At 73.1% G+C, this 15,438-nt stretch carries 12 protein-coding genes; 4 read left to right on the forward strand and 8 right to left on the reverse strand.

What is annotated here, in order from left to right; translation table 11 throughout:
* Positions 1–104 precede the first annotated feature (104 nt).
* On the reverse strand, positions 105–725 hold the full coding sequence (locus ACZ6NC_RS29255; protein ID WP_465736763.1) for a TetR/AcrR family transcriptional regulator: 621 nt from the start codon (positions 723–725) through the stop codon (positions 105–107).
* Between the two features lie 98 nt (positions 726–823).
* Here ACZ6NC_RS29255 and ACZ6NC_RS29260 point away from each other — a divergent pair, with 98 nt between their 5' ends.
* On the forward strand, positions 824–2,044 hold the full coding sequence (locus ACZ6NC_RS29260) for a metal-dependent hydrolase family protein (RefSeq protein ID WP_465736764.1): 1,221 nt from the start codon (positions 824–826) through the stop codon (positions 2,042–2,044).
* A 207-nt stretch (positions 2,045–2,251) separates the two neighbouring features.
* Here the strand turns inward: ACZ6NC_RS29260 and ACZ6NC_RS29265 are convergent, their stop codons facing one another.
* The 5 genes from ACZ6NC_RS29265 to mmuM all read right to left on the reverse strand — a co-directional run bounded on the left by ACZ6NC_RS29265 (position 2,252) and on the right by mmuM (position 8,483).
* Positions 2,252–3,847 carry a glycerol-3-phosphate dehydrogenase/oxidase gene (locus ACZ6NC_RS29265; RefSeq protein WP_465736765.1) on the reverse strand — a complete coding sequence of 532 codons (1,596 nt, stop codon included), beginning with the start codon at positions 3,845–3,847 and terminating at the stop codon, positions 2,252–2,254.
* 151 nt (positions 3,848–3,998) lie between these two features.
* Positions 3,999–5,525, reverse strand: a complete 1,527-nt coding sequence (glpK, locus tag ACZ6NC_RS29270) for a glycerol kinase GlpK (protein ID WP_465736766.1) — start codon at positions 5,523–5,525, stop codon at positions 3,999–4,001.
* Between the two features lie 108 nt (positions 5,526–5,633).
* On the reverse strand, positions 5,634–6,353 hold the full coding sequence (locus tag ACZ6NC_RS29275; protein ID WP_465736767.1) for an MIP/aquaporin family protein: 720 nt from the start codon (positions 6,351–6,353) through the stop codon (positions 5,634–5,636).
* 322 nt (positions 6,354–6,675) lie between these two features.
* The gene (locus ACZ6NC_RS29280; protein WP_396324888.1) at positions 6,676–7,440 is read right to left on the reverse strand and encodes an IclR family transcriptional regulator; all 765 of its coding nucleotides are present in this window, start codon (positions 7,438–7,440) and stop codon (positions 6,676–6,678) included.
* Positions 7,441–7,544: 104 nt separating this feature from the next.
* Positions 7,545–8,483 (reverse strand): homocysteine S-methyltransferase, encoded by a 939-nt coding sequence (mmuM, locus tag ACZ6NC_RS29285; protein WP_465736768.1) that lies wholly within the window; start codon positions 8,481–8,483, stop codon positions 7,545–7,547.
* Between the two features lie 169 nt (positions 8,484–8,652).
* On the opposite strand from mmuM, the gene ACZ6NC_RS29290 reads away from it, so the two are divergent.
* The 3 genes from ACZ6NC_RS29290 (at position 8,653) to ACZ6NC_RS29300 (ending at position 12,461) form a co-directional block, all read left to right on the forward strand.
* Positions 8,653–9,609, forward strand: a complete 957-nt coding sequence (locus ACZ6NC_RS29290; protein WP_465736769.1) for an NUDIX hydrolase — start codon at positions 8,653–8,655, stop codon at positions 9,607–9,609.
* A gap of 130 nt (positions 9,610–9,739) precedes the next feature.
* Positions 9,740–10,288: an NUDIX domain-containing protein gene (locus ACZ6NC_RS29295; RefSeq protein ID WP_465736770.1), complete on the forward strand. Its 549-nt coding sequence runs from the start codon at positions 9,740–9,742 to the stop codon at positions 10,286–10,288.
* A 154-nt stretch (positions 10,289–10,442) separates the two neighbouring features.
* Complete coding sequence (locus ACZ6NC_RS29300; protein ID WP_465736771.1) at positions 10,443–12,461, forward strand: acetoacetate--CoA ligase; 2,019 nt, start codon at positions 10,443–10,445, stop codon at positions 12,459–12,461.
* A gap of 93 nt (positions 12,462–12,554) precedes the next feature.
* Here the strand turns inward: ACZ6NC_RS29300 and ptsP are convergent, their stop codons facing one another.
* Complete coding sequence (gene ptsP / locus ACZ6NC_RS29305) at positions 12,555–14,225, reverse strand: phosphoenolpyruvate--protein phosphotransferase (protein WP_465736772.1); 1,671 nt, start codon at positions 14,223–14,225, stop codon at positions 12,555–12,557.
* Positions 14,226–14,518: 293 nt separating this feature from the next.
* Positions 14,519–14,968 carry a PTS sugar transporter subunit IIA gene (locus ACZ6NC_RS29310; RefSeq protein WP_465736773.1) on the reverse strand — a complete coding sequence of 150 codons (450 nt, stop codon included), beginning with the start codon at positions 14,966–14,968 and terminating at the stop codon, positions 14,519–14,521.
* Between the last annotated feature and the right edge of the window lie 470 nt (positions 14,969–15,438).

The raw sequence follows: 15,438 nt of genomic DNA on the forward strand, positions 1-15,438 counted from the left end.
CACCCCCCCCCCCCCCCCCCCCCCCCCCCCCCCCCCCCCCCCCCGCCCCCCCCCCCCCCCCCCCCCCCCCCCCCCCCCCCCCCCGCGTTCGCCGCCGCAGGCGCTCAGCCCAGAAGTCCGCCCAGCACCGCCGTGGTCGCCGTCAGCAGCTCCTCCGCCGCCGGACCGCCGGCCGCCGTCCGGGCCAGCAGGCCCTCCCGGGCGGCCAGGATCACCGCGGCGGCCTGCCCGGCCGCCGTGCCCGGCGGCACCAGCCCGGGCAGCGCCCGCTCCAGTACGGCCGCCAGTGCCGCCGACACCGCCCGGTCGTGCTCCGCGACCCGCTCGGCCAGCCCGGGTGTCCGGGCGGCCAGCAGCCGGAACTCCAGGAAGAGCAGGATCCAGCCGGTCTCGGCCGGCTCGACTCGCAGCAGTGCCTCGACCAGCCGCCGCGCCCGTTCCTGCGGCGCCAGCGCCCCGGCGGCCGCCGCCAGCCGCTCCAGCTCGTCGATCCGGCCCGCCGCCTGCTCGTCGAAGAGCGTCAGCAGCAGGTCCTCCTTGGTCGCGAAGTTCGAGTAGAAGGCGCCGCGGGTGTAGCCGGCGGCGGCGCAGATGTCCTCGATGCTGGTCCGCCCGTACCCGGCGGAGAGGAACAGTTCGCTCGCGGCCGCGAGGATCCGCGCCCGGGTGTGGACGCGGCGCCGCGGGGGTCTGGGGGCGTCTGGTTCGACCGTGGGTGGGTTCACAGGAACACGATACATGGTGTATTCAATACAGGTCGTATTGAAATCTCCGCCTCGAACTCCGCCCGCCTCAAACGCTGCCCGCCAGGAGAACCGCCGCCATGAGCCGACTGCTGATCACCCACGCCCACCTGCTCCACCCCGAGACCGGCACCCGCACCGACACCGGCTGGATCGAGATCGCCGACGGCCGGATCGCCGCCACCGGCACCGGCCGCCCGCCCGCGCCCGGCGACGGCGTCCGGGTGATCGACGCCCAGGGCGCCACCGCACTGCCCGGCCTGATCGACGCCCACGTCCATCTGCTGGTCACCACCCTCGACCTGCACGCGGTCGCGAACTGGACCCCGGGCTACCTCACCGTGCGGGCCCTCGCCGAGGCCGGGCGGATGCTGCGACGCGGCTTCACCACCGTCCGGGACGTCGGCGGCGCCGACCACGGCATGGCCCGCGCGCTGGACGAGGGCCTGGCGCCCGGCCCCCGGCTGATCCACGGCGGCAAGGCGCTCTCCCAGACCGGCGGCCACGGCGACCTCCGCCCGCTCGGTGAGGACGCGCTGCCCTGCTGCGAGTCCCGCCCGAACTTCGCCCGGATCGCCGACGGTGTGGACGCCGTCCGCGCCGCCGCCCGGGACGAGTTCCGCAAGGGCGCCGCCCACCTCAAGGTGCTGCTCTCCGGCGGCGTCGCCTCGCCGCACGACGAGATCGCCGCCGTCCAGTACAGCGAGGAGGAGATCCGCGCCGCCGTCGAGGAGGCGGAGAACCACAACCGCTACGTCACCGTGCACGCCTACCACCCGCGGGCCGTCGACCGGGCGCTGCGGGCCGGCGTGCGCTGCGTCGAGCACGGCAACCTGATCGACGACGCGACGCTCGAGCTGCTGGTGGAGAAGGACGCCTTCCTGGTGCCGACCCTGGTCGCGTACGAGCAGACGGCGAAGCTCGGCGCCCGGTCCGGCCTGCCCGAGTCCTCGCAGCGCAAGCTGGCCGAGGTGCGCGACGCCGGGCTGGCGGCGCTGGAGCGCGCCCACCGCGCGGGCGCCAACCTGGTCTACGGCAGCGACCTGCTCGGGCCGCTGCACCCGGCGCAGCTGGAGGAGTTCCGGCTCCGCGCCGAGGTGCAGCCGGCCGCCGACGTGATCCGCTCGGCCACCAGCACGGCGGCGCGGCTGCTCGGGATGGAGGGGCAGATCGGCACCCTCGCACCGGGTGCCCACGCCGACCTGCTGCTCGTCGACGGCGATCCGCTGGCCGACCTCGGGGTACTGACGGCTCCGGAGCGCCACCTGAAGCACGTGGTCAAGGCCGGTGCGGTGGTCTGACCCCGACACCGGCCGCCGAACGCCGGCCGCGCCCGGCATCGTCGGCCCGCTGCCGGGCGGGCGCCCACCGGGATCGTGGCGCCGTGGCACCGCCCCCCCCCGGCATGCCGGAGGGCGGGCACCCCCAGCCCTGGGGTGCCCGCCCTCCGCGTCGGCCGTCGCAGAGCCCCGCGGTCCTACGCGCGGCCCTGCTTCACCTGGTCCCGCCTACTTCGTGCCGCGCTTCGCGAGGAAGGCCTCGACCTCGTCGCGGATCTCCGGGGTGTCCAGGCCGCGCACGGTCATCGTGGTGCGGCGGCGCAGGACGTCGTCCGTGGTGTACGCCCACTCGTTGTCGGCGGCGTAGGCGACCTGCGCCCAGACGTCCGGCCCGTCCTCGTGGATCGGCCGGCCCAGCTCCGGGTTCTCGTCGATCATGCGGGCGATCTCGAAGGAGAGCGTGCCGTAGTGGCTGGCCAGGTGCTTGGCGACCAGCGGCTCCATCCGGGAGCCGGGCTCGCGGTCGATCAGCAGGCGGTGCGCGACGGCGTTCGGCGCGCCGACGCCGGGCAGCGGCACGGTCCGGGCGATGGTCGACATGTCCTCGCCGAGGGTGGTGCCGGGCACGTGGGCCAGCTTCTCCAGCACGGTGCGGCCGATGTGCCGGTAGGTGGTCCACTTGCCGCCGGCGACCGACAGCATGCCGCCCTTGCCCTCGGTGACGACGGTCTCGCGCTTGGCGGCGGCGGTGTCGCCGGGGCCGCCGGGCAGCACCCGCAGGCCGGCGAAGGCGTAGGTGATCAGGTCGCGGTCGAGGTGCTCGTCGCGGATGGCGTGCGCGGCCTCGCCCATGATCTGGTCGATGTCCGACTCGGTGGCCCGGACGTCCTGCGGGTCGCCGGTGTACTCCTCGTCGGTGGTGCCGAGCAGGACGTGGTCCTCCCACGGGATGGCGAAGGAGACGCGGTACTTGTCGATCGGGATGGTCAGGGCCGCGCGCCACGGGGAGCGGCGCTTGACGACGACGTGCGCGCCCTTCGACAGCCGGATGGACGGGGCCGCACCGGCGTCCTCCATCTTGCGCAGGTGGTCGACCCAGGGGCCGGTGGCGTTGAGCACCAGGCGGGCGTCGACGCCGAACTCGGTGCCGTCCAGGCGGTCCTTCAGGTCGGCGCCGGTGACCCGGCCGCCGGTGAAGCGCAGGCCGGTGACCTCGGCGTGGTTGAGCACCACGGCGCCGGCGTCGACGGCGGCGCGCACCGTCATGACGGCGACGCGCGAGTCGTTCATCTGGTGGTCGCCGTAGACGGCCACCGAGCGCAGGCCCTCGGTGCGCAGCGCGGGCACCTGCTGGGCGGCGTGCGCGGCGGTGGAGACCCGGCCCATGCCGTCGCGGAAGGCGGAGAGCGCCGAGTAGAGGAAGACACCGGCACCGAGCTTGGGCGCGCTGTGCGGGCCGCCCTTGTAGACCGGCACGAAGAAGGTCAGCGGGTTGACCAGGTGCGGGGCGACGTCGGTGGCGAGCGCGCGGCGCTCCTTGTGGTTCTCGGCGACCAGCTTGACCGCGCCGGTCTGCAGGTAGCGCAGGCCGCCGTGGACCAGCTTGGAGGAGGCGCTGGAGGTGGCGCCCGCGAAGTCGCCGGCGTCGACCATGGCGACCTTGAGGCCCGCCTGGGAGGCGGTCCAGGCGACGGCCGTGCCGAGAATGCCGCCCCCGATCACCAGCAGGTCGTAGGTCGCCTTGCCCAGCAGCTCGCGGGTCTCGGCGCGGGAGGCGGTGCGGCCGGCGGTGCGCTCGGCGCCCAGGGTCGGGATGGTAGCCATGGTGTGTGTACGGCGGCGCGGGTCGGGCGGCGCCGTTACTCCTCTCGGTGTGCGGTGCGGCCCCTGCTGAGAGGCCGGTCGGCCCGGTGCGGCGGGCCGGTGAAACGGGGGCAAGCCGGCCGGGGCCGCGAGGCCCCGACCGGCTTGGCGGTCAGCTCTGCTCTTCCTCCTCCACCCAGCCCATGGTGCGCTCCACGGCCTTGAGCCACTTCTTGTACTCGCGCTCCCGGGTGGCCTCGTCCATGCGCGGGGTCCACTCGGCGGCGCGGTGCCAGTTGGCCCGCAGGGTGTCCAGGTCGCTCCAGAACCCGACGGCGAGGCCGGCCGCGTAGGCGGCGCCCAGCGCGGTGGTCTCGGCCACGTACGGGCGCTCGACCGGCGCGTCGAGCACGTCGGCGATGTTCTGCATGAGCAGGTTGTTGCTGGTCATGCCGCCGTCGACCTTGAGGGCGGTCAGCTTGACCTTGGAGTCCTTCTCCATGGCGTCGACGACCTCGCGGGTCTGCCAGGCGGTGGCCTCCAGCACGGCCCGGGCCAGGTGGCCCTTGGTGACGTACCGGGTGAGGCCGGCGATCACACCGCGGGCGTCGGAGCGCCAGTACGGGGCGAACAGGCCGGAGAAGGCCGGGACGAAGTAGGCGCCGCCGTTGTCCTCGACGGTGTTGGCGAGGGTCTCGATCTCGGCGGCGGTGGAGATGATGCCGAGCTGGTCGCGCAGCCACTGGACCAGCGAGCCGGTGACGGCGATCGACCCCTCCAGGGCGTAGACCGGCTTCTGGTCGCCGATCCGGTAGCCGACGGTGGTCAGCAGGCCGTGGTACGAGTTGACGATCTCCTCGCCGGTGTTCAGCAGCAGGAAGGTGCCGGTGCCGTACGTGGACTTGGCCTCGCCCTTGTCGAAGCAGGTCTGGCCGAACAGCGCGGCCTGCTGGTCGCCCAGTGCGGAGGCGACGGGCACGCCCTCCAGGTCGCCGACGGCGTGGCCGTAGACCTCGGCGGAGGAGCGGATCTCCGGCAGGACGGCCAGCGGCACGCCCATCGACTCGGCGATCTTCTCGTCCCAGGCCAGGGTCTGCAGGTTCATCAGCATGGTGCGGCTGGCGTTGGTGACGTCGGTGACGTGCTTGCCGCCGTTGACACCGCCGGTGAGGTTCCAGATCACCCAGGTGTCCATGGTGCCGAACAGGATGTCGCCGGCCTCGGCGCGCTCGCGCAGGCCCTCGACGTTGTCCAGCAGCCAGCGGATCTTCGGGCCGGCGAAGTAGCTGGCCAGCGGAAGGCCGGTCTCGCGGCGGAAGCGGTCCTGGCCGACGTTGCGGCCCAGCTCGCGGCAGAGCGCCTCGGTGCGGGTGTCCTGCCAGACCAGCGCGTTGTGCACCGGCTCGCCGGTGTTCCTGTCCCACAGGACGGTGGTCTCGCGCTGGTTGGTGATGCCGATCGCGCGGATGTCGTCCCTGGTCAGGCCGGCCTTCTCCAGCGCGCCGCGGACGACCGACTGCACCCGGGTCCAGATCTCGGCGGCGTCGTGCTCGACGTAGCCGGGCTGGGGGAAGATCTGCCGGTGCTCCTGCTGGTCGACGGCGACGATCCGTCCGTCCGCACCGAAGATGATGCAGCGGCTGGACGTCGTGCCCTGGTCGATCGCGGCGATGTAGTTGCCCGTGCCAGTGGAGGTCATGAGGGTCCTCGGCTCAAGAATGGGGGTTCGGGTGGGTGGGTCTGACTGACGGGTCAGTCCCCGTGCTCGGGTGGGGCGAAGCCTCGCTCCGGTAAAACGGCCGCGGCTTTAGAAGACGACGTTGTACAGGCCGCCGGCCAGCAGACCGCCGACGACCGGGCCGGCCACCGGGATCCAGGCGTACGACCAGTCGGAGCCGCCCTTGTTGGGGATCGGCAGCAGCGAGTGCACGATGCGCGGGCCCAGGTCACGGACCGGGTTGATGGCGTAGCCGGTCGGGCCGCCGAGCGAGAGGCCGATGCCGACGACGGTGAAGGCGACGATCAGGATGCCGAGACCGGACTTGCCCAGGCCTTCGTTGGTGCCCTGGGTGAGGATCGCGAAGCAGAGCACGAAGGTGCCGATGATCTCGGTGAGCAGGTTCTGGACGGGGTTCCGGATCTCGGGACCGGTCGAGAAGATGCCCAGGGTCGGCTCCTTGTTCTCCTGGAACTGGCCGAGGTAGGTGGCCCAGACGAGAACGGCGCCGATCATCGCGCCGAGCAGTTGGGAGCCGAGGTAGACGGGGACGTCGCTCCATTCGCCGGACTTGACGGCGAGGGCCAGGGTCACGGCCGGGTTCAGGTGCGCGCCGGACTTGGGGGCCGACATGTAGGCGGCGATCATCACGGCGAAGCCCCAGCCGAAGGTGATCGCCAGCCAGCCGGCGTTGATGGCCTTCGACTTCTTGAGAGTCACAGCGGCACAGACGCCGCCGCCGAGAAGTATCAGGGCGGCGGTGCCGAGGGTTTCGCCGACGAAGATGTCGCCGGTGGAGAACGCGGACACAAAGACTCCCTTGTCCATATGGCCCGGAGGTGCGGGTGGGGGCAGGTGGCCGAGCGATCACTGTGCGGGTGAGCGCTTTGTGGGAGAGGTTCGCTCGGCCATCGTTCGACAATGTCGACCGTCATGCGGAAGCTTCCTCCTCGGGCCGCCTTCACGTCAAGGCCGGGTTACGCAGCTGTGACCCTTCACTCGTAGTGACTGATCGGATAGCACCACATACGGACAAAACGCTAAGGCGCGGACAGGCATCGCGCCTGTCCGCGCCTCAGCGTGAACGTCGGGTTTCCGGCACCGACCCGCCGGACCGCCCCCTGTGAGGGCGTCAGAACCGCCCGGCCCCCAGGTCCCGCGAGATCGCCCGGGCGGCGCTGCGCACGGAGGCGACCAGCGAGGGCTTCACGAAGCCGTCCTCGCAGACCCGTTCCACCGCGCCGCTGATGCAGACCGCGCCCACCGGGTTGCGCCGCCGGTCCTGGATCAGCGCGCCGATCGAGGCCACGCCGTCCCAGGTCTCCTCGACGGAGTCCGCCCAGCCGCGCTCGCGGATCAGTGCCGCCTCCGCGTCCACGTCGGCCGCCTCGGTCAGTGTCCGTGGGGTGTACCCCTCGAACGGCCCGTCGCCCAGCTCGCCGCGGGCCACCGGGTCGTACGCCAGCAGCACCTTGCCCAGCGCGGTGGAGTGCAACGGCTGCATCGAGCCGACCTCCAGCACTTGCCGGGTGTCGTCCGGCCGGAAGACGTGGTGGACGATCAGCACGCCCTGCTGGTGCAGCACCCCGAGGTAGACGGTCTCGCCGGACGCCCTGGCCAGGTCGTCCGCCCAGACCAGGGCCCGGGCGCGCAGCTCGTGGACGTCCAGATAGCTCTGGCCCAGCCGCAGCAGCTCCGCGCCCAGCTGGTACTTGCCGCTCTCCGGGTCCTGTTCCACGAACCCCTCCTGCTGGAGGGTGCGCAGGATGCCGTGCGCGGTGCCCTTCGCCAGGTCCAGCGCCGTCGCGACCTCGGACAGGCCCAGGCGGCGCTCACCGCCGGCCAGCAGGCGCATGATCGCGGCGGCCCGGGAGAGCGACTGGATCGGGCCGGGCATTCGGTACCTCCGGGCTGACAGGCGGTCGACAATGTCGACCGCAGTGGTAACGGGATGAGTCTGCCAGGCCGCCCCCGGTCCGTGCACCTTCCCCCTCGGTAATCTCAGCGTCGGCCGCGCTCCACCTCGGCGGCCAGTGCGGAGATCTCCCGCGGGCCCACCCGGCAGCAGCCACCCACCAGTCGCGCGCCGGCGGCCAGCCAGCCGCTCACCCGGTCGGCACGGAACGTCGGCTCGCCGCGCCAGTCCCGGGCCCCGGCGTCCCAGCCCTCACCACTGTTCGGGTAGACCACCACCGGCTTGCCGGTCACCCGCGCCGCCAGCGCCACCACCTGGTCGGCGTCCTGCGGCGTGCAGCAGTTCACCCCCACCGCCACCACCTCGTCGGCCTCCGCGGCCAGGGCGAACGCCTCCGCCAGCGGCTGCCCGGCCCTGGTCCGCCCGTCCGTCACGCTGTACGACAGCCAGGCCGGCACCCCCAGCCCGCGCACCGCCCGCAGCAGCGCCCGCGCCTCGTCCGCGTCCGGCACCGTCTCCAGTGCCAGCACGTCCGGGCCGGCCGCCGCCAGCACCTCCAGTCGCGGCCGGTGGAAGGCCTCCAGCTCGGCCACCGTCAGCCCGTACCGCCCCCGGTACTCCGACCCGTCCGCCAGTACCGCCCCGTACGGGCCCACCGACGCCGCCACCCAGAGCGGCCGGCCCGCCCCTTCCTGCCGCTCCGCCGCCTGCCGGGCCGCCTCCCGGGCCAGCTCCACGCTGAGCGCCAGCAGCCCGGCCGCCTCCGCCCGGCCCACCCCGCGCCGGGCGAAGCCCTCGAAACCCGCCTGGTAGCTCGCGCTGATCGCGACCTCCGCCCCCGCCGCGAAGTAGGCCCGGTGCGCGGCCACCACCGCCTCCGGATCGTCCGCCAGCAGCCGCGCCGACCACAGCTCGTCCGACAGGTCGTGCCCGGCCGCCGCCAACTGGTTCGACATCCCGCCGTCCAGCACCAGCGGGCCGGCGGCCACCGCGGCCGCGAAGTCCGGCGGGGAAGTGGCGGGCATGACGGCCTCCAAGACCTGCTCCTCGGGCAAAGCTCCTGGCCACAGCCTAGAAGACGGGCCCAGCGGGCTCCTGGGAAATCCATTTGCCGCAGAGTCACCGGGTCGCTACGTTGTGCTCAGCCCGAGAACGACGACGCCGTACCGGGCGCCACACGGAGAGGAGCCGGCCATGGCCGTGGAGCAGCACCCCGTCACCACCGGCACGGACGAGCGCGCATGGCTCGCCGCCTACGACCCGCGCGCCTACACCCCGGTGGCCGTCACCGTCGACGTCGTCGCCCTGACGCTGCGCCACGGCAGCCTCCACGTCCTGCTGGTCGAGCGCGCCGGCCCGCCCTACCAGGGTTCCTGGGCGCTGCCCGGCGGCTTCCTGCGCGCCGGCGAGGAGGGCCTCGACGAGGCCGCCGCCCGCGAGCTGGCCGAGGAGACCGGCCTGCACGGCGGCTCCGATGCCGAAGCCGCCCTCAGCCGCATCCACCTCGAACAGCTCGGCACCTACGGCGCCCCCGACCGGGATCCGCGCATGCACGTCGTCTCGGTCGCCTACCTGGCCTTCGCCCCCGACCTGCCGGATCCCGAGGCCGGCTCGGACGCGGCGACGGCCGCCTGGCACCCCGTCACCGCTCTCGACCTCCGGCCGTCCACCGGCCGGTCACCAGCCGCCGGCGGGCCCGTCGACACCCACGGGGGTGGCGTCGACGGGCCCGCCGGCCCCTTGGCCGAGGCCGGGCAGCCCCACGCCGAGGAGCCCCACGCCGAGGAGCCCGACGACGGCCGGCCCGTCCCCATCACGCTGGCCTTCGACCACGCCCGCATCCTCGCCGACGGCCTCGACCGGGCCCGCGCCAAGATCGAGTACAGCCCGCTGGCCACCGCCTTCCTCCAGCACGACTTCACCATCCCCGAGCTGCGCGCCGTCTACGAGGCCGTCTGGGACGAGAAGCTCCACCCCGGCAACTTCCACCGCAAGGTCCTCTCCGTCCCAGGCTTCGTCGAGAGCACCGGCACCACCACCGAGCGCGGCGGCGCCCGCGGTGGCCCCCGCGCCCGCAACTACCACGCCGGCGACGCCCAACTCCTCCACCCGGCCCTCCTGCGCCCCACCCGCGAGGACGAGATCCGCTGACCCGCGCCGCCGGCACCGCCCTTCGCGTCCGCCCGTCAGGACCGGCCGGCCGGCGATCGCCGACCGGGACGATCCGACCAAGATCAGCGGAGCGCTGTCACCGGCCACCCGGCGGCACTACCATCCGGCCATGACCACTCAAGAGGTGAGCAGGACGAGCAACCGGCCCAACTCCCACTGCCACTGGTGCGGCACGCCCTACCCGCCCGGCACCGAGGCCTGGCCCCGCACCTGTCCGGGCTGCGCCGAGATCAGCTACCGCAACCCGCTGCCCGTCGTCGTCACCCTCCTCCCGGTCACCCAGGAGAGCGCCGAGCCCCGCCTCGTCGTCATCCGCCGCACCATCGAGCCCGGCTACGGCGAACTCGCCATGCCCGGCGGCTACATCGACTACGGCGAGAGCTGGCAGCAGGCATGCGTCCGCGAACTCCGCGAGGAGACCGGCATCCTGGCCGACGCCGCCGACATCACCCTGGTCGCCACCGACTCCGACACCCACGGCGGCTTCCTCTGCCTCTTCGGCCTGCTCCCCGCCCGCCCACTGGCCGAACTCCCGCCCTCCAAGCCCACCGACGAGACCGACGGCTGGCAGCTCGCCACCCCGGAGACCCCACTCGCCTTCCCCTTCCACACCCGGGTCTCCCGATCCTGGTTCAGCGGCGAGTTCACGCCGCGCTGACCGGCCACCGGCACCGGGCTGACCAGGCCCGCACCCCCGGGGCAGACCCTGGCGCACCGGGCGATCACATGGCAGGGTCTGCACCGACAGCCCCAACCGGACGGGCCCTGCCACAAGCACCCCCGTCCCATCCACCGGCCGGGAGACCACCACCGTGAGCACCCCACCCCAGGACCAGCCGCTCTGGCGCCCCACCCCCGCTCGCGCCGCCGCCACCGCGATCGTGGCCTTCCAGGCCTGGGCCGCCGAACACCACGGCGCCCCGGCCGCACCGCTCGCCCCCGCCGACGACGACCAGCAGGCCGCCCGGCGCTACGCCGACCTGCACGCCTGGTCCACCGAAGACCTCGACCGCTTCTGGACCGCCGTCACCCAGTGGTTCGACGTCCGCTTCACCCAGGCCCCCGACGCCGTCCTCGCCGACCCGGCCATGCCCGGTGCCCGCTGGTTCCCCGGCGCCCGCCTCAACTACGCCGAGCACGCCCTGCGCGCCGCCGAGGACCAGGCCAACGCCGACAAGCCGGCCATCCTCCACCTCGACGAGACCACCGACCACCCGGTCGCGCTCACCTGGGCCGAGCTGCGCCGCCAGGTCGGCTCCCTCGCCGCGGCCCTGCGCGCCCGCGGCATCGGCCCCGGCGACCGCGTCAGCGCCTACCTGCCCAACATCCCGCAGGCCGCCGTCGCCCTCCTCGCCACCGCCGCCGTCGGCGCCGTCTGGACCAGCTGCGCCCCCGACTTCGGCGCCCGCAGCGTCCTCGACCGCCTCCAGCAGATCGAGCCCGCCGTCCTCTTCGCCGTCGACGGCTACCACTACGGCGGCAAGGACCACGACCGCACCGAGGTCGTCGCCGAACTCCGCCGCGAGCTCCCCACCCTGCACACCGTCGTCCACGTCCCCCTGCTCGGCGGCCCCGCCCCCGAGGGCGCCCTGCACTGGGACGAGCTGGTCGCCGACGAGGTCGAGCCGGTCTTCGAACCCGTCCCCTTCGAACACCCGCTCTGGGTCCTCTACTCCTCCGGCACCACCGGCCTGCCCAAGGCCATCGTCCAGAGCCAGGGCGGCATCCTGCTCGAACACCTCAAGCAGGCCGGCCTCCACCTCGACCTCGGCCCCGAGGACCGCTTCCTCTGGTACACCTCCACCGGCTGGATGATGTGGAACTTCCTCCTCGCCGGCCTCCTCACCGGGTCCACGATCGTCACCTACGACGGCAGCCCCGGCCACCCCGACACCGGCGCACTCTGGTCGGTCGCCGCCCGCACCGGCGCGACCGTCCTCGGCACCTCCGCCGCCTACGTCATCGCCAGCCGCAAGGCCGGCCTCCACCCCGGCCGTGACCTCGACCTCTCCGCCGTCCGCTGCCTCGGCACCACCGGCTCCCCGCTCCCGCCCGACGGCTTCCGCTGGATCTACGACGAGGTGAAGGAGGACGTCTGGCTCGCCTCCGTCAGCGGCGGCACCGACGTCTGCTCCTGCTTCGTCGGCGGCGTCCCGACCCTGCCGGTGTACCTCGGTGAGATCCAGGCCCCCTGCCTCGGCGCCGCCGTCGAGTCCTGGGACGTCCAGGGCCGCCCGCTCACCGACGCCGTCGGCGAACTCGTCGTCACCAAGCCGATCCCGTCCATGCCCACCGGCTTCTGGAACGACCCCGACGGCACGCGGTACCACGACAGCTACTTCGACATGTACCCCGGCGTCTGGCGCCACGGCGACTGGATCACCGTCACCTCGCGCGGGACCGTGATCATCCACGGCCGCTCCGACTCCACCCTCAACCGCCAGGGCGTCCGGATGGGCTCCTCCGACATCTACGAGGTCGTCGAGCGCCTCCCCGAGATCGCCGAATCCCTGGTCATCGGCCTGGAAGAGCCCGACGGCGGCTACTGGATGCCGCTCTTCGTCGTCCTCGCCCCCGGCGCCACCCTCGACGACGACCTGACCGGCCGCATCCGCACCTCGCTGCGCAGCGAACTCTCCCCGCGCCACGTCCCCGACGAGGTCATCGCCGTCCGCGGCCTCCCGCACACCCTCACCGGCAAGCGCATCGAGGTCCCGGTGAAGCGCCTGCTCTCCGGCACCCCACTGGAGCAGGCCGTCAACCCCGGATCCGTCGACAACCTCGACCACCTGCGCTTCTTCGAGCAGCTCCGCCGCGACCGCCAGGCCTGACCCGGCGCACGACGAAGGGGCGCCCCCCATGACGGCGGGGGCGCCCCTTCGACACCTGCGACTGCCGCCACCCGGCGGCCGCGACTCGTGCCGCTACTCGCCGGACAGCACCTGCTGCGCCGCGGCCCGTGCCCCTTCGGCACTGTCCGCGGCCCGGGCCGCCTCGGCCGCCCGGCGGCACTGCGCCAGCGTGTACTTGGCCAGCGTGGTCCGCACATAGGGGATCGACGCCGCGCCCATGGAGAGGCTGGTGACGCCGAGACCGGTCAGGACAACGGCCAGCAGCGGGTCGGAGGCGGCCTCGCCACAGACACCGCAGCTCTTGCCGGCGGCCTGTGCGGCCTCGGCCGAGAACGCGACCAGGTCCAGCAGCGCCGGCTGCCACGGGTCCTGCAGCCGGGCCAGCGCCCCCACCTGGCGGTCGGCGGCGAACGTGTACTGGGCGAGGTCGTTGGTCCCCAGCGAGAGGAACTCCACCTCCTGCAGGATCGACCGCGCCCGCAGCGCCGCCGACGGAATCTCCACCATCGCACCGTACTTGGCGCTCAGCCCGGCCTCACGACACGCGTCCGCGAAGTCCTTGGCGTCCTTGCGGTCGGCCACCATCGGGGCCATCACCTCAAGGTGCACCGGCAGGCCCTCGGCGGCCTTCGCCAGCGCGCGCAGCTGGGTCTGCATCACCTCGGGGTGCTCCAGCAGCGTGCGCAGACCGCGCACACCGAGCGCCGGGTTCGGCTCGTCCACCGGGGTCAGGAAGTCCAGCGGCTTGTCCGCGCCCGCGTCCAGCGCCCGGACCACGACCCGGCCCTCCGGGAACGCCTCCAGCACCTTGCGGTACGCCTCGACCTGCTTCTCCTCGCTGGGCGCCTTCGCGGAGTCGTCCAGGAAGAGGAACTCGGTCCGGAACAGCCCGACACCCTCGGCCCCGGCCTCCAGCGCGGCCGGCAGGTCGGCCGGGCCGCCCACGTTGGCCAGCAGCGGCACCCGGTGCCCGTCCGAGGTCTGCCCCGGACCGGAGGAGGCGGCAAGCGCGGCCTTGCGCTCGGCGGCGATCCGGCGAAGCTCGTCCTGCTTCTCCTGCGACGGCTCCACCAGCACGTCGCCCGAGCTGCCGTCCACCGCGACGACGGTGCCCTCGGGGACATCGGTCGCCCCCGGCAAGGCCACCACGGCCGGCACGCCCAGGGCCCTGGCGAGGATGGCGCTGTGGCTGGTCGGCCCGCCTTCCTCTGTCACGAAGCCGAGCACCAGCATCGGGTCCAGCAGCGCCGTGTCGGCCGGCGCGAGGTCCCGGGCGAGCAGCACGTAGGGCTCGTCGCTGTCCGGCACACCAGGCATCGGCACGCCCAGCAGCCGCGCCACGATGCGGTTCCGGACGTCGTCGAGGTCGGCGACGCGGCCGGCCAGGTAGTCCCCGGCCGACGCCAGCAGTGCGCGGTAGGCGGCGAAGGCGTCGTAGATGCCGCGCTCGGCGCTGCTGCCGACGGCGATCCGGCGCGCGACGTCGGCCATCAGCTCCGGGTCCTGCGCCATCAGCGCCTGGGCCTCCAGCACGGCCTGGGCCTCGCCGCCGGCCAGGTTGCCGCGAGCGGTGAGGTCCGCGGCCACCGCCTCGACGGCCGCCTGGGCGCGGGCCTGCTCACGCGGGGCGTCCTCGGTCGGGATCTGGGTGGCCGGCGGCTCCAGCACCGCCGTCCCCATGTGCCGCACCTGGCCGATCGCGACCCCGTGGCTGACACCCACGCCGCGCAGCGTCTTCTCCATGAGACCTTCTTCCGAGTGAACCACCGGCCTCCAGCCGGCGGGAGAAATCGACTTCTTGGGACCGGGCCACGAACGGCGCCATACACTGGGGCCCTGCTCTCGGGCAGCGGTCAGGGCTTGGCCGTCATGAGGCTCGACACAGCCACGTGAGAAGCCCCCTTGTAAACAAAGAAGGGGGAGGAGTCACAGTCACTGTCTCCGCTGGCGCGCGAGACAGCAGTAGTGCGGCCTGGTTGGCGGCAGTAGGCTGGGCGGCCCCGTCCAGCACAGGGTCCCGGTTCGGGTGGCGGAGCTCAGCTCCAGCTGAACAGGGCGTCGCCGACTTCGGCCTCCCCGTCCTCACGGACACCGGTGAGGGAGTCGGCCGCGGCCTCCAGGGCGACGATCGGAGAGATCGGCGACTTGCCGGCGGCCTCGACGGCGGCCGGGTCCCACTTGATGACGGCCTGGCCGCGGGTCACCGTGTCGCCCTTGGAGACGAGCAGCTCGAAGCCCTCGCCGTTCAGCTGCACGGTGTCGATGCCGAGGTGGGTCAGCACACCGTGCCCGTCGGCGTCCACGACGACGAACGCGTGCGGGTGCATGGAGACGACGACACCGTCCACCGGGGCGACGGCCTCCGTCGGCCGGCGCACGGGATCGATCGCGGTGCCGGGGCCGACCATCGCGCCCGAGAAGACCGGGTCCGGCACGCCGGCGAGCCCGACGACACGGCCGGTCAGCGGCGACGTCACAGTGGTCATGGTTGTGCCTCCCAAGTGCGCAGTACAGCGAGTGGCCGCGAGCAGCGGCGCGACGATCAACTGAAGCCTAAATCATGTCAACTTCGGACATCTGCTGACATACCCGGGCGTTGAACCACGCCCTGCCCACCATCTCGGACGACACCTCGTCGACCGACAGTGGTCTAGTCCTCTTCACCGATGCGCCGCACTCTACAGGCATCTTGGCGAATCGGGACCATTGCTGTATATGCTCGCGAGAGCAACAAATCATGCCTCCGACCGGGTGATGCCCGGCGCGGCTCGGTTCGCGCTCCGGCTCGGCACCCGCTATGGTTGGTCGAGTCGCCGCAAGTCGACGGTTAACAGCAGATTTCAGATGCGAAAAGCGCCGGAAAACGGAGCGGAAAACATCTGGTAAGCTGGAAACACGAAAGAACGAAGCGCCCGGAGGGCCCGCTGGAAGGCGGTCCGAAGGAAGTGTCCGTTCC

It is taken from the genome of Kitasatospora sp. NPDC041988, assembly GCF_055588525.1.